At 45.2% G+C, this 17,307-nt stretch carries 15 protein-coding genes and 1 riboswitch; of the genes, 5 read left to right on the forward strand and 10 right to left on the reverse strand.

Annotated elements, in window-relative coordinates:
- A partial coding sequence (locus tag ABFW99_RS13555) for an SUMF1/EgtB/PvdO family nonheme iron enzyme (protein ID WP_440707528.1) occupies positions 1-251 on the forward strand: 251 nt, incomplete at its 5' end.
- 73 nt (positions 252-324) lie between these two features.
- Positions 325-1,266, forward strand: a complete 942-nt coding sequence (gene egtD / locus ABFW99_RS13560; RefSeq protein ID WP_349353063.1) for an L-histidine N(alpha)-methyltransferase — start codon at positions 325-327, stop codon at positions 1,264-1,266.
- Between the two features lie 362 nt (positions 1,267-1,628).
- On the opposite strand, the gene ABFW99_RS13565 is transcribed toward egtD, so the two are convergent.
- Positions 1,629-2,471: a lysophospholipid acyltransferase family protein gene (locus ABFW99_RS13565; protein ID WP_440707529.1), complete on the reverse strand. Its 843-nt coding sequence runs from the start codon at positions 2,469-2,471 to the stop codon at positions 1,629-1,631.
- Between the two features lie 5 nt (positions 2,472-2,476).
- On the opposite strand from ABFW99_RS13565, the gene ABFW99_RS13570 reads away from it, so the two are divergent.
- Positions 2,477-3,430, forward strand: coding sequence for a YheT family hydrolase (locus ABFW99_RS13570; RefSeq protein ID WP_349353065.1), 954 nt, complete (start codon positions 2,477-2,479; stop codon positions 3,428-3,430).
- Between the two features lie 373 nt (positions 3,431-3,803).
- On the opposite strand, the gene ABFW99_RS13575 is transcribed toward ABFW99_RS13570, so the two are convergent.
- Positions 3,804-4,571 carry a DUF481 domain-containing protein gene (locus tag ABFW99_RS13575; RefSeq protein ID WP_349353066.1) on the reverse strand — a complete coding sequence of 256 codons (768 nt, stop codon included), beginning with the start codon at positions 4,569-4,571 and terminating at the stop codon, positions 3,804-3,806.
- 182 nt (positions 4,572-4,753) lie between these two features.
- On the opposite strand from ABFW99_RS13575, the gene ABFW99_RS13580 reads away from it, so the two are divergent.
- A complete protein-coding gene (locus ABFW99_RS13580) occupies positions 4,754-5,710 on the forward strand; it encodes a YpdA family putative bacillithiol disulfide reductase (RefSeq protein WP_349353067.1) in 957 nt (318 codons plus the stop codon).
- Between the two features lie 84 nt (positions 5,711-5,794).
- Here ABFW99_RS13580 and ABFW99_RS13585 read toward each other — a convergent pair whose 3' ends face one another.
- A complete protein-coding gene (locus ABFW99_RS13585; RefSeq protein ID WP_349353068.1) occupies positions 5,795-8,242 on the reverse strand; it encodes a TonB-dependent receptor in 2,448 nt (815 codons plus the stop codon).
- Positions 8,243-8,294: 52 nt separating this feature from the next.
- Positions 8,295-8,388, reverse strand: a riboswitch (TPP riboswitch).
- A gap of 239 nt (positions 8,389-8,627) precedes the next feature.
- Here ABFW99_RS13585 and ABFW99_RS13590 point away from each other — a divergent pair.
- Positions 8,628-9,896, forward strand: coding sequence for a M20/M25/M40 family metallo-hydrolase (locus ABFW99_RS13590; RefSeq protein ID WP_349353069.1), 1,269 nt, complete (start codon positions 8,628-8,630; stop codon positions 9,894-9,896).
- Positions 9,897-9,953: 57 nt separating this feature from the next.
- Here ABFW99_RS13590 and ABFW99_RS13595 read toward each other — a convergent pair whose 3' ends face one another.
- From ABFW99_RS13595 to ABFW99_RS13625, 7 genes are all read right to left on the reverse strand, one after another.
- Positions 9,954-11,807 carry a Xaa-Pro dipeptidyl-peptidase gene (locus ABFW99_RS13595; RefSeq protein WP_349353070.1) on the reverse strand — a complete coding sequence of 618 codons (1,854 nt, stop codon included), beginning with the start codon at positions 11,805-11,807 and terminating at the stop codon, positions 9,954-9,956.
- Positions 11,808-11,884: 77 nt separating this feature from the next.
- A complete protein-coding gene (locus ABFW99_RS13600) occupies positions 11,885-12,121 on the reverse strand; it encodes a type II toxin-antitoxin system Phd/YefM family antitoxin (RefSeq protein WP_349353071.1) in 237 nt (78 codons plus the stop codon).
- 2 nt (positions 12,122-12,123) lie between these two features.
- Positions 12,124-12,516, reverse strand: coding sequence for a type II toxin-antitoxin system VapC family toxin (locus ABFW99_RS13605; RefSeq protein WP_349353072.1), 393 nt, complete (start codon positions 12,514-12,516; stop codon positions 12,124-12,126).
- A gap of 116 nt (positions 12,517-12,632) precedes the next feature.
- Positions 12,633-13,589, reverse strand: a complete 957-nt coding sequence (mdh, locus tag ABFW99_RS13610; RefSeq protein ID WP_349353073.1) for a malate dehydrogenase — start codon at positions 13,587-13,589, stop codon at positions 12,633-12,635.
- Between the two features lie 126 nt (positions 13,590-13,715).
- The gene (locus ABFW99_RS13615) at positions 13,716-14,591 is read right to left on the reverse strand and encodes an NAD(+)/NADH kinase (protein WP_349353074.1); all 876 of its coding nucleotides are present in this window, start codon (positions 14,589-14,591) and stop codon (positions 13,716-13,718) included.
- Positions 14,588-16,021, reverse strand: coding sequence for an ABC transporter substrate-binding protein (locus ABFW99_RS13620; RefSeq protein ID WP_349353075.1), 1,434 nt, complete (start codon positions 16,019-16,021; stop codon positions 14,588-14,590). Before ABFW99_RS13620 ends, ABFW99_RS13615 begins: the two co-directional genes overlap by 4 nt.
- A 73-nt stretch (positions 16,022-16,094) precedes the next feature.
- Positions 16,095-17,288 carry a D-alanine--D-alanine ligase family protein gene (locus tag ABFW99_RS13625; protein ID WP_349353076.1) on the reverse strand — a complete coding sequence of 398 codons (1,194 nt, stop codon included), beginning with the start codon at positions 17,286-17,288 and terminating at the stop codon, positions 16,095-16,097.
- Between the last annotated feature and the right edge of the window lie 19 nt (positions 17,289-17,307).

Consider the following 17,307-nt stretch of genomic DNA (forward strand, 5'->3'; position numbering starts at 1 on the left):
CATTCATCCGAAAACTAAGGCAGATGTATGGTGAGGTTTGGGAGTGGACGATGAGCGCCTATGCTCCCTATCCCAACTACAAGCCACTGCCCGGTGCGCTTGGGGAATACAACGGAAAATTTATGGCTAATCAGTATGTACTGAGGGGTGGATCTTGTGCCACATCGCAAATGCACATCCGTAAAACCTACCGCAACTTTTTCCATGCGGATGCCCGCTGGCAGTTCAGCGGAATCAGGCTCGCCAAATAAAATGCCCCGTAATAAATGATTGGATTAAGACATCTGTTAGGAAAATGTATCAGAGAAACAGCTACAGAAATAAATGACCAAAGTTAAAGAGCGGACATCGATGCTGGATGAAGTACTGCATGGATTGACCGGGCCTCAGAAATCACTGCCCAGCAAATATTTTTATGATGAACGAGGTTCGAGGTTATTCGATGAGATTACGGAGCTCGAGGAATATTATCCGACCCGAACCGAGCGAAATATTCTCGAGCAGAATATAGAAGAAATTGAATGTCATCTGGGTGAGGAAGCCATTTTAATTGAGCCGGGTAGCGGTAGCAGTGATAAAACCCGGATTTTGCTAAAGGGCTTGAACAACATTGCCGGTTACATCCCCATTGATATCTCCGGTGATTACCTGTTTAGTGTGGCATCGGAACTGCAGAAAGCTTTTCCCGAAATTACCATTCAGGCTCTTCAAGCCGACTATACTCATTCCATCGATTTGCCTGATGCTTTGCCCGAAGGTAGAAAAGTGGTGTTTTTCCCGGGCTCAACCATTGGGAATTTCAAAAGAGATACGGTAGATCGCTTCCTGAATGTGGTGGCTGATATTGTGGGCTCAAACGGAGCTTTTCTGATAGGCGCTGACCTGAAGAAAGATATTGATGTGTTGCTTGCTGCCTATAACGATTCAAAAGGAATTACAGCGGAGTTCAATAAGAACATCCTCCGGCACATTAACAGGGAATTAGGCACGGATTTTAATCCGGACTTGTTCGATCACAAAGCTATCTGGAATGAAGAGGAAAGCCGTATTGAAATGCATCTGATTTGCAGAGAAGCTCATGAGGTTGAAGTCGCCGGAACCACGGTTTCATTTCGCAAAGGGGAATCCATTCACACTGAGAATTCCCACAAATACACGCTTGCCGAGTTTTCTGAAATCGTATCTCCATGGTTCGATGTGAAGAAAGTGTGGACGGACGAAAAAGATTGGTTCAGCCTGCAGTACCTGGAGCCGAAGCAAGGATAGTTTTCCAAGAGAGAAATTATTTATGAGTCGGAGTGCAGTCATTCCGCGGCGAAAGCCGGAATCTAATTGTTTGATGTTGACCCTACTCTTGATGTATAACTACAACCAGATCCCTGCCTGCGCAGGGATGACTATTAGGCCTAGTTGCACTTTTCGATATAGAAAAAGCATCCGTGCGCTATAAAAATAGATCAATTAAGAGATATGAAGCTGTCATTTCGCGGCGTATGCCCGAAATCTAGTTGTTTGATATTGTTTTAACTTTCGACGCAATAGCTACAATCAGATCCCTGCTTTCGCAGGGATGACCATGTTCGTGGCAGCCTACTTATTTTTAATGTTATTGAACTTCCGGTGAGTTGCTATTCTTCCACCCCGGCCCATTCGAGGTACTTATTCCGAACTTCGGCTATGTGCTCGTTCAGCGTTTCCCGCTTCCAGTCAGAAGTGTCAACCGGTGGATGAATATGGGCATTAATGGTTCCGCTTTTGGATAGCAGGGATCCGCCGAGACTCAGCTCCTGGTTTCCGTCAAAGTAGATGGGGACAATGGGGAAGCCGAGGTCGATAGCCATGTGAAAAGCCCCTTTCTTAAACGGTCCGATTACACCGGGATGCTTTCGTGAACCTTCCGGAGCCACCATAATGGAGAGTTGATCCCGCTTGAGGCGGTCGTATGCACTTTGAATGCGCCGGATGGCTTTTTCACTTTTTTTGCGCTGAATGAAGACCTGTCCGGTCAGCCTTCCCACAATAAAAAACAGCGGATTATACTGCAGCTCCCATTTTGCCACGAAACGAATCCCCGGAAGCCCGAGGGCAATCATCGTAACCAAATCGAGGGTGGAGCTGTGGTTGATGGTGTAAATGACCGGCTGATCGACAGGTTTACCGTGCTGGATCACATTGAATTTGATGCCGAGAGTCCACAACACCGGGTAGGCAATAAAAGGCCCGAAGTTTTCTACCACAAAATTCGTTGCCTTCCCAAAAGAGAGGATAAGTAAAATAGTAATCAGCGGTGTGGAAATGGCAAACATGATAAAGAATACCACGATGGCCAGAATGCTTCGGATGTATTCAATGGGTGTGAGGGATGTTGCCATAGGAATAAATTTGAGTCCGAATATAGGGCAAGCTGCGGTTGACTGAAAATCGGAAATGGAATCCGTGCTGATTTCTGTATAGTTTTGCCGGGAAATCATTCATCATGCCTGAAAAAGAACAGAACCGCATTTCTCTTGAGCCGTTTAAGCCAGCCTGGTGGGCGTGGAATGTGCACGTGCATACCATTGTGGCTTCACAGTTCTCGAAAGTGAAGAAGCCATCGCACGAGCGCATTGAAATCGATACCCCGGATGGAGACTTTCTGGAAATTGATGCCTGTATTCCGGATACAGACAAACCGGTGGTAGCCTTGTTTCACGGACTGGAAGGCTCTACCGACCGCTATTACATCGCCAACCTGATGTCGGAGTTGAAGGAGGCGGGTTTTTCGTCTGTAGCATTGAATTTTCGGGGATGTGGAAGCCGGATGAATAACCGACCGAGATTCTATCATTCCGGAGAAACGGAAGATTACCGGACTTTTTTTAAATGGATTGCTGAAACCTATCCTGATAAAGAAATATATGCGGTCGGGTTTTCGCTGGGTGGAAATGCATTGGTTAAATACCTGGGTGAAGAAGGAAGCCAAAGTCGGGTAAGCCGGGCAGTTGCCGTTTCTCCTCCTTACGATTTGAAAGAAGGCTCGCTTAGGTTGAACCAGGGCTTTAATCGTATCTACGAAATCAATTTTCTGAATACCCTGGTGCAAAAGCTGGAAAAGAAACGGCAAAAAATGGAGATGCCGAAATTCAACGGTTCTTCTGTATATGAATTTGACGATCAGGTGACCGCAAAGCTGCACGGATTTAAGGATGCCGACGACTATTACCATCAATGTTCCAGTAAGCACTTCTATGGAGAGGTAAAAACCGACCTGCTGGTCATTCACAGCAAAGAGGATACGCTGTGTCCTTTTGAGTTTGCCCCTTTTAATGTGATGGAATCAAACCCGCACATCCAAACCTGCTTTACAGACGAAGGCGGCCATGTCGGATTCCTCAGCTCACCAAAAGGCTGGTTGTTTCGGGTGATCCTGCAATGGTTGGATCAGAAATAGATTGCCCCGTCCTTCAGGGCGGGGGAATTGAAATCTAAATGGAAAAACCCAAGTATCCATGGATTAAAAGGCAGTTTGGTGTCGCAGGGTTGGGCTCAATATCTTTTTGCGGGCAATGTTGCCAAAGCTTCGGAAAACTACCTTGCTTTTATCAAGAATGGGGCGAAGCTTGGTTCTTTATCTTATTCTACTCCGCCCTGAAGGGCGGAGCTATTTATTTGTTTGGCTTTGCTTACTTCTATTCTTAATTAAGTTTGAAATGAAGCAACCTTTCAGCGTCCGCAGGACCTGGAAGCGTTGCGGGGTTTGGGGGACAGAGTTTACCAGCGAACGCTCCAAGGTCTTTCAGACGCGTGGAGGTTCTTTTCTTGCATTAAAGCTTTATGACAAATCCATTACTTAACTCATACGTCCAGTTGGGGATATCGATGACCGGGTCGGCATCATAAGCGGCCGAGAATTGCACGCTCATTGAAATGCGCCGTGTCATTGTAACCTGAAGCTGCGTCTCCAGAATAGACCGGGCTTGAAAAAACTGATCGGGACGGGCTTGGTAATATCCAATCAAAAGAAACGTAGTCTGCGGGTTCAGTTTTCCCCTTAGGGAAAGATTAGAAGTGCTTTTCAGGAACTCATTCTCGATGGGCGGTTGACCGGTTTCTTTCCATTGTTCGTACTCGGCCATTAGTCCGGTTGAAAAGCTCCCGGTCCAGTTGTCCCCATCAAACAGCGTGTATCGAAATCCGGCTCCGCCCAAAAAACGATTCCGGAGTCCCAGGTTATTGTTGTACTGATATTGGAAAAACACCTCAGGTGAAAAACGGTTCTCCCGGTTAAACGTAGTGCGCAGGTGACTGTAACCGCTGCTTATGACAGAAGCGCCATCCAGGTTAACCAGCTTCAGGTTGTTCAAAAACAGGTATGCGTGATGGTCAGAAAAGTAGGAGAGGTTAGCTTTGTTGGTAAACTGAAGCACCCGGTCGTTATACTGGCTCAGGGATAGATTGAAGTTCAGCTGCCCGTGCCAGCCGGCAGAATCAGCATCTGAGCGAACACTTTCAACATTGAGAAGCTGTGCCTGGGCTGAAGAGGAGAAAAGCAGGATGAATAGAAGTACAATGGAAGAAATGTTGTTCTGCATTCGGGCTGTTGTGGTACGGTTCGTTTGTATGGAATGAAAGGTACGGCTTTGAGAAAAGTTCCGTAAATAAAAACCTACCCTTATCATCCCCATTAAAGAGTTAAACGATTCGTATCTTTGGGCTGTTAAGAACCTTCATACAACTACTTACTTACTCAAACCTAAGAACTACGAAAACGGATATGGTTATTATTATAGGTGCGGGTCCAATCGGGCTTGCAACCGGAATTGCACTTCAACAGAAAAACATCCCTTTTAAAATAATTGAACGTGGTTGCCTGGTAAATTCTCTGTATCACTACCCCACCAACATGACCTTCTTTTCCACTTCGGATAAATTGGAAATCGGGAACGTGCCTTTTATTTCTCACGGACCCAAACCTACGCGTGCCGAAGCCCTTGAATATTACCGCCGGGTGGCTGAGCACTATGAGCTGCCCATCAACTTGTATGAAACCGTCACTTCGATGGAAGGAGAAGATGGCAACTTCACCGTTAAGACAGATAAAGATGAATACAAGGCCAAAAAAGTGATTGTAGCTTCCGGCTTTTATGGTCAGCCCAACATGATGGGCGTGCCCGGCGAAGATCTCCCTAAAGTGAAGCATTATTATGATGAACCTCATCCCTATGCCTGGCAAAAAGTACTGGTGATTGGTGGTGGAAATTCCGGCGCGGATGTAGCCCTGGAGTGCTGGAGAAGTGGTGCCGATGTAACCATGCTGCTGAAATATGATCAGATTAAACCCTCAGTGAAATACTGGGTAAAACCGGATATCGAAAACCGGATTAAGAACGAGGAAATCCCCTGCTTCTTTAATTCTGAAGTGAAGGAAATCCGGGAAAAGGAAGTAGTGATTAATACTCCGGACGGTGAAGTTACCATCGAGAATGATTTTGTGTTGGCTATGACCGGATATCACCCCAATTACGAGCTGATGGACAGCTTAGGAGTTGAGTTAACCGATGACGAAAAATGCATGCCTGTTCATGATGAAGATAGCCTGGAAACCAGCCGGAAAGGCGTTTATGTGGCTGGTGTTGTGTGTGGAGGAATGGATACGAGCCGCCTATTCATTGAAAACTCTCGAGTGCATGCCGAGCAGATTGCCAGTCATATTCAGGATGCTTTGGGGTAAAAGCTGATTGCTCAAATATATAAAAGCCTTCAGCGTTCAAGCTGAAGGCTCTGGAAGGTCAAACTTCTTGTCTAATATTTTAGATTAAAACTCCCATTTTACCTGGAACAGGAAGTTGGTTCCTGCCTGTGGGTAGTAGTAATTGTAATGCACCGGGTCACCGCTTTGCAGCCATCCAAAAGTGTATCCATTCGTCTCATACTCATGATTGAAAATGTTATTCACCTGTAGTGTGGCTGTAACACCTTCCAGCAGGGGTACCTGATTCAGGTTAAAGCTTAGCCGAATATCATTAACGAAATAAGGATCGATTGATCGGCTTTCGGTCTGAGTGTTATCCAGGTATTGTCGCGACACGTATTTTGAGATCAATTCTGCATTCAAGCCGCCTTTATTATACCCAATCACTCCATTAGTGATTACCGAAGGAGAGAAAGCAATATCGGTATCTTCATACACCGTTTCCTGTTGACCAAGGAAGTTGAAATTGGCGTCATATTGATCCGTGAACTGCGTGTATTCTACAATCTTATTTTGGCTGAAGGTTGCGTTAGCAGAAAGACTCAGGTTTTGACTGAGACTTACTCCACCTTGAAGTTCAATTCCTGCTCGATAGCTTTCCGGAACATTCTGTCGAACAATTTCTCCCACATCATTGATCTCGCCCGTCGGTACCAGCTGATCTTTGTAGAACATTCCATATAGGTTTGCTCCAACATAATAGGTTGTGAAATCACCACGATATCCGACTTCGACATTGTAGAGTTTTTCAGCATCAGGCCGGCTGTCGGGTGTGGAATCTACATATTCATCCCGTGTCGGTTCTTTGCCTCCTACAGCAAAAGAAGCATACACTCGTTGATTCTCTGGCAGGCTATATACAAAACCGAATTTAGGATTGAAGAAAGTCAGACTTTCTGATTGTTGAATGGCTACCAAACTATCTCTGACATTGCTGCCGGCACTGCGCACAAAGCCATTCCCAAGGAAATCGTATTGAACGCCACGTACCTGAAGATCCAGGTAGGAACTTAGTTTTTCAGTGAAGTTATACTGCAGTTTACCATAGAAATTACCGTCTTTTTTGATGCCGTCATTGTCGTAATAGCGATCTTCAATTTCGCTGTTGCCGGCATAACGAGCCCAAATAACTTCTCCAAAGTGCATTCCATTATAATAACTGTAGCCTCCACCAAAAGTTACATTCCATGCATCAGAATGTGTGTATTTGGTTGAGAAAATGGTGCCATAGAAATCATTATCCAGCCAGCGCCTGCGAATCAGGTCAGACTCGTTTGGGGTTGAAGATAACAGTGGTTCGATTCCATATTCCTCCAGAGGTTCGTCAGCAACATATTCCTCATAATATCCAAATCCTTTGGTGTAAAAGGCAGAAATACTGGCGTTCCAGTTTTCCTGTAATTGATAAGAATAATGCAGCTGATAGTAATTTTGCTGGTAGTTATCGACCTGGTTTTCATAAGGCTCACCATCTTTTTCAGTACCCGCCTCGTTGAATTTGCGATCATTCTCAAGCATACTTTCTTCAATCCCATACCAAGCCTGGTAGGTTCGCTCCCGACCTGAAAATACGTCGGCGCGGAGCAAACTCCGGTCTCCATGATGGGAGGCGGATAGGAAATACGAATCAAGATCAGAGCTGGCGCGGTCGATGAAACCATCGGAATCAATTTTGGACAAACGACCCTCAAATTGCCAGCCGTTTTCCATTAAACCGGAGCCTAACTTTACATTATATTTTTGGGTGTTGAAAGAACCGAAGCCGGTATTCACTTCCCCAAAAGGGTCCGCTTGGGAAGAACTGGTTTGTAAGTTTACGGTAGCTCCAAACGCACCTGCACCATGGGTAGATGTTCCCACTCCGCGTTGAATTTGAATGTTCTCCGTAGAGGATGAAAGATCCGGCAAGTTCACCCAGAAAACGGCATGCGATTCTGCGTCGTTAACCGGAATTCCATTGATGGTCACATTAATACGGGCCGGATCAACCCCGCGAATACGAATGCCTGTATAGCCAATACCTGCACCGGCATCGGATGTGGTGGTTACTGATGGCGCACCTTGCAGCAAGTACGGAACATCCTGCCCGAGATTACGCCTCTCGATTTCCTCTGCATCAATGTTGGTGTAGGTGATGGGTGATGATTCATCTGCACGCGTGGCACTTACAAAAACATCGTCCCCGATGTAGGTTTCCGGGTAAAGAAAAACATCCAGGTTCTCTTTACTTCCTGACACATCAACTTCCTGATCAGTATATCCGAGGTAGGTGACGTGCAGTGCTTCTCGCCCGTTTTCAGAAAGCCGGATCTCGAATGAGCCATCATCCTGAGTTACCACACCCCGGGACGTGCCTTGCTGGCGTACAGCTGCTCCCTGAAGTGGTTCTTTGGATTGAGCATCAAGCACCTTACCGGTTACGGTTTGTGCGTGTACTTCCTGTGAAAAGAGTAGTGGTATTGTTAACAGAAAAGCCGTTAATAACGACTTCTTATAGAATAGATTAAACATAATCCTCCATTTGATACTTCATTGATTAATGGAGGAGGTTAACTTGCGTTACTGTGCGGTAAACAGGTTTCCCTACGCCGGTATTATCCGGTTCAGGTATTAGGGTGTAATCTCAGCCCGCTATGCAAGCACCCCCAACCTTGGTTGTGAACCCTTAAGATACGGGCTTAAAAAGGCATTGTAAATTCTAATTAGTAAAATGAGCTAAAAGTGATGATCAGAAATGGAAATCAGAAATCGGTTATTCGGTCGCTCGGTTAATCGTTATTCTTTTGATTTGCGATAGATCGAATGATCGTTGTCAGAGGACGATTTTATCATTCAAATAACCCATTTCAAATGTTATCTTAATTAAGCTCATAAATCCAATTAATGATCCATAGTCATGATTAAATACTCTTCAATTTTACTGCTGGCTGTACTGTTTGTTTCCTGCACAACTGCAGAAAAAGAAAAAATCACTACTCCCGAAATCTCTGATGCAGATGTAAAAACGCATATCACTTTTTTGGCAGCCGATGAAATGAGGGGAAGAGAGGCCGGAACTCCCGAAGAAGCAGCCGCTGCTAATTATATTGCCGATTTATTCCGAAGCTATGGGCTTGATCCTGCCGGCGACGATGGGACGTATTTTCAGGAGTTCACTATCAATACGGCCGTGCTTAATAATCCTCATGCAACAGCCGAAGACACCTCCGGCGAAAAGAGATTAAGTAAAAACGTTGCAGGACTATTACAAGGAACCGGGGATTCGGATGAAGTATTAATTGTAGGAGCACATTATGACCATTTGGGAATGGGAAGTTTTGGATCGCTGAGCAGCAGTGAGGAGCCCCGCATACATAATGGAGCTGATGATAACGCCTCCGGAACTGCCGGCGTATTGGAACTGGCTGAATATTTTGCGGCAAACCGCCCGGCGACAGATATTCTCTTCCTGGCTTTTTCGGGGGAGGAAATGGGTTTGTTGGGTTCACAGTATTTTGTGGAGAATCCAACGATAGAACTTGAAAATGCTCTGGCTATGATCAATATGGATATGGTGGGGCGAATGAGTAACGGACGCCTCATGATTTTCGGAGTGGCTACAACAGATAGCTGGGAATCTATTCTCACTACAGCCAATACCGATTCTCTTGAATTGGATTTAATACCGGATGGCACCGGAGCCAGTGATCATACCAGCTTTTATTATAAGGATATCCCTGTACTCCACTATTTCACAGATACCCATGCCGATTATCACCGGCCCTCAGATGATACAGAGTGGATTAATGCTGAGGGACAGAAACAACTACTCTCTCACTTAAAACGGGTAATTGAACAGCTTGATAAACTGGATAAAGAGAATATGGTATTTACCGAGGCTCCTGGTGAACAGCAACGAAACATGACTATGGACGGGCCCACACTCGGAGTACTTCCGGATTACGGCTATGACGGTGAAGGGTTCCGAATTACAGGTGTAAGCGAAGGTCGTGCTGCTGATAATGCCGGCCTGCAAGGTGGTGATATTATCATCAACATCGGGGGTATGGACATTGCCGACATCTATAACTACATGGAAGCTTTGAATGAGCTGGAAGCCGGTCAACAAACATCTGTTACTGTAATCCGGGATGGAGAAGAACTGACCTTCGATTTGCAGCTGTAATAATTCTATGAACCGTTTATAAATGTAGCGAGACAAGATTTTGTGTCGCTACATTTTCTACCAATCGATGGCTGCTTTACCACCAACTACCGGTAAGGTGAACGTGGTTGCATCCAGGTCAACGGTTAATTCCGTGCCGGGATCAGGGTGAATGGTATATTCTTTATCACTACTGAAAATCATCAACCCAATTTGCTGGCCCGGACGTATTATTTGATCATCAGGCTGAAGCTCAAAAATCAGCTCATAAAACTTACCGGGTTTCAGCGGTTCGCTTTCGGTTAATGATTCATGATTCTGTGGGTCTGCCCAGCCACGTGTAATGATGTTATCTGTGATCCGTCCATTTCGGCGCTCATCCCAGGGAAGTGAAACCAGCCAAACAGAAAGATTGGCTGCCGGTTTACTGCTGGCCAGTTTTATATTGATAGTCGGCAATCCCGAAATGTGTAGAGAATCTTGCAACGGTGGCGTAACATATAACAAGCGATGGTCCGTAATTTCTGCCCGTGCCAGTGACTCTCCATCAAAAGAAAAATTGTCGACCAAGGTTTCTGTCCCTTGCTTTCCGGGCTTATTCAGACTTAAGCTTCCTTTCTGCGGAGCTCCGCTGTTCAGGTATAAAGTAACGGGTTCGGCTGCGGGGTTAGGGAAATCCGGGTAGAAGGCAGGATTTGCGGGATCATCATATTCACGGACAATCCAGGCTCCTGTCTCGTTTCGGATTCCATTATCAACACCGAACAAGTAATGTGTAAACCAGCGGTTCATCATTTCAACAGGAGGTGGCCCGCCATGGCCAAATTGGTGGTAATAAATTTGGGTGTGGAGACCCATTTTTTTAGCCTCCGCGTAAATGCGATAGCTGTGCTCCGGCATCACGTTCCAATCGTTGAAGCCGTGGCTCATTAGCATGGCAGCTTTCATCCCGGGCATGTCGTTCAGGTAATCACGTCCGGCCCAAAATTCGTTGTAATCTCCGGTTCGGCGATCCATGTTTTCTGCCATTTCCGTATCCCGGATTCGCAGGTTATTTCGCTCCCGCATCGATTCTTCTCCGCTATGGATGAAATCATAAAGCACGTCAATATCCTCACCCAAATAGCCGCCGGGGCTTCGAACCAAGCCGTTTGAACGATAGTAGTGATAGTACGACGTATTTGGAGCCACGGGAATGATAACTTCCAGGCCATCTACACCGGTTGTTGCAGCCGCAAGAGGAAGTGTACCATTGTAAGAAGTTCCGGTCATGCCCACTTTGCCGTTCGACCAGGTTGCCATTATTTTTTCATTGCCATCACGGGTGGTATATCCATTATTTTTACCAGCCAGCCATTCGATAACGGCTTTGGGAGCCAGCGACTCATTATCTCCTCCAACCGTTGGTGCTCCGTCCGAGAGCCCCGTTCCGGGGGAAGATGAATGAACCACAATATACCCCCGGGGTACCCAGGTCTTGATTTGTGAGTTTGAGATAATGGGGCGTTCACCACGTCGAATAACTTCAGGATGTGCCCGGCGGCTTTTTCCTTCACCCACTTCATTAGACCCAAGTTCACCAAGCTCGTGTCGCACATTCCAGAAAAGTCCGTCAACCATACCCGCGGTACCGGCGTAGTACGGACTGGTTTCATAAACCACCGGTAGCTTCAATCCATCTTCGGTTTGTTTGGGACGGGTCACATCCACATGCATGCGGTCTGGTTTTCCGTCACGGTCTGAATCAAACTCGGTTTCTACCCATAGGTCTTCCCGAATCCAGTTTTCAGGATTTTCAAGTTCGGGGATCACCTGTGCCCGGCCATTTTCGATCACCGGAATTTGGACATCCTGCGCGATGAGTTGACTGCCTGAAAGAAAAATCAGGGTCAATACAGTGAGAAAAGACATGGATTTTTTGAACGTATTCATGATTTGAAGTTCTGTATTAAAATGATTGAAGGAATGTAATGGAATATCTGTAAGTAATTGTCGGAAAATGAATGCTATTATTCTTTATTCAGATCATAGCGTTGCCGGCCTTCTCTGACAATATCATTCAGTTCGTCTTTGGTAAAGTTGGTGTTTACACCTTCGACGTCTAATGGAGACTTTTCCTCTTCAAGTTGCTTTACCACATAGGTTCTCCCATCTCTTCGTTTGATACGAATTTCACCATCTTTTTTTACCTCATCCAGTAGTTGGGCAAGGTTCTGCCGCGCTTGTGAGTAGGTATATACTTTCATTGCTAAACCTCTATTGTTTTTATCCCTTTATTTTTTGCGTGATTGAGGAGAGTTGTATCTAAACTCAAAAGTGGGGAATTGTATTTAATACAACAGTAAAGCATATACGCATCATATGCATAAATATTCAATTCTTTACTTAAGGATATAGACTCCTTTAGGTCCAAACTAGATTTTCTGATTGGAATAAGATGGTACTGACTCAAAACTTTCAGAGCCTCATCAAACACCAAACGGTTTCTTTTAAACATGGAAGATATCGCATTGCCGATTTCGGCATCAATATTTATCGGTGCAATGAGATCCATTCCCTTGCTGCTTGAAAGAATCGAGTTTTTCGAAGCTTCATTTAATAGAACAGCCAATACGGCTGATGTGTCAATTACAATATCCATAGCTGAATATAACAATTGTACAAGTGCAATACTTTATCAAAAAAAATCCCTCACGCGAACGAATTCACGTGAGGGATTAATGCAAGTAGTGAAGACCTTAGTCCTCGTTGTTTAGTTTACTTGTTCATTAGTTTTCGGAAATCATCTAAAGTACTGCGCACGGCTTTAGCTGATTCCTCTAAAAGGTCTTGTTCTTTTTCGTTTAAGTCAACCTCTATCACTTCTTTTACACCACCGGTTCCCAGCTTAACGGGTACGCCTATGTACAGGTCATCAATTCCGTACTGACCATCGATGTGTGCACATACCGGGAAAATACGGTTTTGGTCCAGAAGGATGGCTTCAACCATTTGGGCAGCAGCAGCTCCTGGAGCATACCAGGCAGAAGTTCCCATCAGGCCTACGATTTCACCACCGCCTTTCTTGGCGCGTTCTACGATTTCATCCAAACGATCTTCATCAATAAAGTGAGTGATGGGCATCCCTGAAAGTGTGGTAAATCGTGGAAGTGGAACCATCGTGTCTCCATGGCCACCCATTAGTAGTGCCTGAATATCTTTCGGAGATACGTCCAGCTCGTCGGCAATAAAAGCACGATAGCGGGCGGTATCCAGAATTCCGGCCATTCCCATTACTTTCTCGTAAGGAAGTCCGCTCGCTTCCTTGGCAACCTGTACCATTACATCCAATGGATTGGAAACCACAATAATGATGGTATCAGGAGAATGCTTGGCAAGTTCTTTAGATACACTGCTTACAATATTGGCATTAATCTCGAGCAGGTCATCGCGGCTCATTCCCGGGCGGCGAGGCACACCGGCAGTAATCACACATACATCAGATCCGGCCGTGTCGGCATAATCAACGGTGCCTTTAATGCGGGTATCAAAAAGGTGGACCGGTGCAGATTCCCACTGATCCAGTCCGCGACCTTTGGACGGGTAAAAGGTTTTATCTCCGTCTTTCTTCTCAATATCTACGGCGACGATTTCTTTGCAAATGTCTCGTTGTGCGAGTACGTCAACTACGGTTGAGCCAACGTTACCTCCAGCTCCAACTACTGTTACTTTCATTATATTTGGTTTTTAGTGTTCAGTTTTCGATTTAAATAATATCCTAATATGAACCTCTTGTCTTGGAAGATAAGAAATCAGAAGGCAGGAGTCAGGATTCACATTACAATCCTGACTCCTGAGTTCTTAATTCTGACTTCTCCTTCTATCCATACCCCACATCAGCTTATTTCGCAGGGTTTCAAAGTAATCCTGACCCGGAAGGTGTACAAGATCAAAAGTTAGATCAGATTTCAAAATCTTCACTTCAAAGGGGAAGTTTTCAATTTCATGAACCTGACCGTCATACGAAAATTGCACCTCGCTCTGCTGTTTCTCAATAATCACCCTCAGCGGTTTCGTTGAATTCAGCACCAGCGGGCGGGTTGTAAGTGTGTGCGGATTAATGGGTGTTACCAAAAAAACTTCCGTACCCGGAGCTACAATCGGTCCGCCCGAAGCCAGGTTGTAAGCAGTAGAGCCCGTCGGTGATGCTACAATCAAACCATCAGCCCAATAGGTGTTTATCAGGCTTCCATCATATTCGGCCGTCACATTTACCATCGAAATGGAGTCCTTCCGGGTAAATAAAAATTCGTTCAGCGCGTGGTATTGATTTCCATTTTTATCGGTTGCTAACAAAAACGATCGTTTATCAAGGGAGTAGTCGTTATTGAGCAGGCAGTCGAGAGCTCGCTCCAGGTCCTCGATCTGCGTGTTCGCCATAAAACCCAGCCGGCCGCTGTTTATACCCAGAATGGGTTTATTGATATCTTTCGAAATTCGGGCCGTATAAAGGATGGTTCCATCTCCGCCCATCACCAATACAATATCACAGGCTTTTATGGAATCAAGATCCGTGTCTGTTTTTTGGATGACATCCGTATGGTTCAGCTCGGTTTCATCGCACACCTCCTTATGTATAAACAGCGAAATTTTCTTGCGCTCCGCCCATTTAATGGTTTCGGACAGAACTTCTCTTACTTCATACTTCTGCGGATTTGCAACGATTCCGAGCTTCATTCACTGCCTCCGGTTTTTTTTAACGATATCACGCTGATGTTCCACGGTTCATGAGTAATACTTATTCCTGAGATATCCGTGCTGCTCAAAATATAAACCGGGGATTTCCAGCTGAGGACTTTTTCTGTATCGGGATAAGGCCGGGTGGTTAGGCTGATATCATTGTAAAGGGCAAAAGAAGCATTCATTGAAAAGGAGAAGCCCATGTTCGTTGCCTGCGTTGCCAGTTTATCCAGCAAAAAAACTTCGAATGGATGCACGGTTTGTGTAATCACTAATCTTCTGCTCGAATCAGGTTGCGCCGTATCCACCCCCACCTGATTAGCGTCAATATTGCCCAAAGCCGAAAGCGGCAACAAGGATTCAAAATCAGTATTTGTGATTAACTCATTAATAGAAGCACTTTGGGCCGAATTCTGATTGTAAAAGTATGAATAGTCAGAATGTGTGGAAGTTTGATTGAGCTGAAATGTGTTAGTAAAACTATCCAGAAGTGACCCGGTGGAATCAGTGACAGACATCAATGTTGAACTTCCAACCTCGATGAGTGCATCTAAGTTTTTTCTGGCTAGTTCCTGGTACAGATCCTTTTCCTCTAAACCTGATACAATATCCAAGCGGTTTATTTTTGGGGTGAACCCGCGATAGGTTTTGTTCTGAGTAAGTAAATGGGCATTCCCCTCTTTTTTGATGAAGGCAAAGCGACCGGTTCCGGCTGCTGCCTGAATCGGGCCATTGCCTTGCGGTACACTTTCTTTGGCATAGATGGAAGCCATGGGATGAGCCAGCCTTTCAAGAAAATCAGAAGAGGTTTTTTCCAGGAAGAATACGACGGTCGAGTCATTTCGAATTTTCAGACCTTCGATGGTACTAAATGCTCGCTTCTCCGGATTCTTAATCAACGTTTGTTCACTGTGATAAGCGGAGAAACCTCTGACATCTTCAAAGTGATTTGCTGTAAAGTCAGGTACATCATTATAAGCCATCCGCTCAAAAGCGTAACGTACATCACTGGCCGTAAATCGCCTTCCCGAACCATTTTCGAAAGCCGGCGAATCATGAAAATATACGTCCGTTCTCAGGTGAAAAGTGAATTGAGTGGAATCGTCATTTATCTCCCATTCTTTTGCAAGCGCCGGTGAAGGATTGCCCGAACTGTTCAAACTTGTTAACCCTTCGTAAATCAGATTCATAACCCGCCACTCGCTGTTGGAGGTTACAAAAAGCGGATCCAGTGACTCAATAGCCGCAATTTCACCAAAACGAATCTGTACAAAATCATCCTGAGTTGGATCAATTTCGGTATAAACGGAATCGGACGGAGCGTTTAATAATTCAGAAGTATCTGACTTAACCGTCACTGTTTCCAATTCCTTTCCGCAGGAAATGAAAACAAAAACTGAAATTAAAAGAAGGACAAGTTTTTTCATTGAGTTGTGTCTGTCTGTTTTAGTAAAACAAAATATGAACGACGGAAATCATTCCCTTATTAGTGTTCTGAAATCAGTTTTTACTGCCTTTTAACCCTTTAATGCCTTTTATGGCTTTTTCACTAAGCAAATTAGTTTCATAACTGCGTACCCGGCCGTTTTTAGCCCGGTGCTGCTTCAGCCCAATCTCGATAAGTTCATTGAGTAATTGAGTAAAGTTAAGACCCGATTTTTCCCAAAGGTAGAATGAAAAGGAGCCCGGGATCGTATTAATTTCATTGAAATAGACTTCCTCGGTGTTCGCGTTCACCAAAAAATCCAGCCGGGCAAGTCCGGAGGCGTCCAATGCTGAAAAGGTTTTAGTAGCCAGATTCTGAATTTTCTTCGTGAGCTCATCAGAAATATCAGCCGGAATTACCCGGTCAGCCGATGCCATTCCTTTATCTGCTCCCTCACCACTCTGGTACTTATCCTCAAATGAAAGGGTTTCCGTTTGTCCCAGCGGTTTTTCACACACACTGGCGCGGCAATCATCCGGAGTGCCCAACACCGAGCAGTTGATTTCCATCAGAGGGTTTACGGCTTCCTCGATCAGCAGGTGCTCATCATAGCGAAAGGCCGTTTCCACCGCATCAATCAACTCATCACGGGAATTTGCTATAGCCACGCCGATACTGCTGCCCAGGCTCACGGGCTTCACAATCAACGGGTAACTGTATCCCTCGGCAATAGTGATGATATCATCCTGTTCTTTCTCCCAGTCTGATTCATAAAAGTTCACCGCTTTCGTTACCGGAATACCGTTTGAGGCGGCAACCAGTTTTGCCTTCACTTTATTCATTCCCAGCGAAGACCCTAAAACACCGCTTCCTGAATACGGCACATTCATCATTTCGCAAACTCCCTGAAAGGCTCCGTTTTCCCCTTCACTTCCATGAAATGCACAAAGAACGGCATACACCGGGTAGCTTTTAGCACTGGAAAATAGTCCGCCTCCCTCTTGCTCTTTGAGCTGGGTTTTTCCGGTTTCATCTTTTACGAAAGCACAGGAAACGCAATCATTTTCAAGCTTAGAAAGCTCCTTAAAATTACTGAGGTCCAGAAGCTTTTCTCCGGTTAGCCAGCGTCCCGATTTTGTGACATAAAGGGGAATGCATTTATAGGAACTATCTTCAAGAGCAGAGATCGCCTGTATGGCTGTCAATACAGAAACTTCATGCTCCGGAGAAACGCCTCCAAAAGCGACAATAAGGTTTTTTTGAGTCATAGCTGAGTGTATAGTTGAA

The sequence above is a fragment of the Gracilimonas sp. BCB1 genome (assembly GCF_040117685.2).
Lineage (GTDB): Bacteria > Bacteroidota > Rhodothermia > Balneolales > Balneolaceae > Gracilimonas.

Excerpts from the sequence above, each read along its gene's own strand:
- egtD (WP_349353063.1), top strand. The coding sequence starts at position 325 with ATGACCAAAGTTAAAGAGCGGACATCGATGCTGGATGAAGTACTGCAT.
- ABFW99_RS13565 (WP_440707529.1), bottom strand. The coding sequence starts at position 2,471 with ATGATTTCCCGGCAAAACTATACAGAAATCAGCACGGATTCCATTTCC.
- ABFW99_RS13570 (WP_349353065.1), top strand. The coding sequence starts at position 2,477 with ATGCCTGAAAAAGAACAGAACCGCATTTCTCTTGAGCCGTTTAAGCCA.
- ABFW99_RS13575 (WP_349353066.1), bottom strand. The coding sequence starts at position 4,571 with ATGCAGAACAACATTTCTTCCATTGTACTTCTATTCATCCTGCTTTTC.
- ABFW99_RS13580 (WP_349353067.1), top strand. The coding sequence starts at position 4,754 with ATGGTTATTATTATAGGTGCGGGTCCAATCGGGCTTGCAACCGGAATT.
- ABFW99_RS13585 (WP_349353068.1), bottom strand. The coding sequence starts at position 8,242 with ATGTTTAATCTATTCTATAAGAAGTCGTTATTAACGGCTTTTCTGTTA.
- ABFW99_RS13590 (WP_349353069.1), top strand. The coding sequence starts at position 8,628 with ATGATTAAATACTCTTCAATTTTACTGCTGGCTGTACTGTTTGTTTCC.
- ABFW99_RS13595 (WP_349353070.1), bottom strand. The coding sequence starts at position 11,807 with ATGAATACGTTCAAAAAATCCATGTCTTTTCTCACTGTATTGACCCTG.
- ABFW99_RS13600 (WP_349353071.1), bottom strand. The coding sequence starts at position 12,121 with ATGAAAGTATATACCTACTCACAAGCGCGGCAGAACCTTGCCCAACTA.
- ABFW99_RS13605 (WP_349353072.1), bottom strand. The coding sequence starts at position 12,516 with ATGGATATTGTAATTGACACATCAGCCGTATTGGCTGTTCTATTAAAT.
- mdh (WP_349353073.1), bottom strand. The coding sequence starts at position 13,589 with ATGAAAGTAACAGTAGTTGGAGCTGGAGGTAACGTTGGCTCAACCGTA.
- ABFW99_RS13615 (WP_349353074.1), bottom strand. The coding sequence starts at position 14,591 with ATGAAGCTCGGAATCGTTGCAAATCCGCAGAAGTATGAAGTAAGAGAA.
- ABFW99_RS13620 (WP_349353075.1), bottom strand. The coding sequence starts at position 16,021 with ATGAAAAAACTTGTCCTTCTTTTAATTTCAGTTTTTGTTTTCATTTCC.
- ABFW99_RS13625 (WP_349353076.1), bottom strand. The coding sequence starts at position 17,288 with ATGACTCAAAAAAACCTTATTGTCGCTTTTGGAGGCGTTTCTCCGGAG.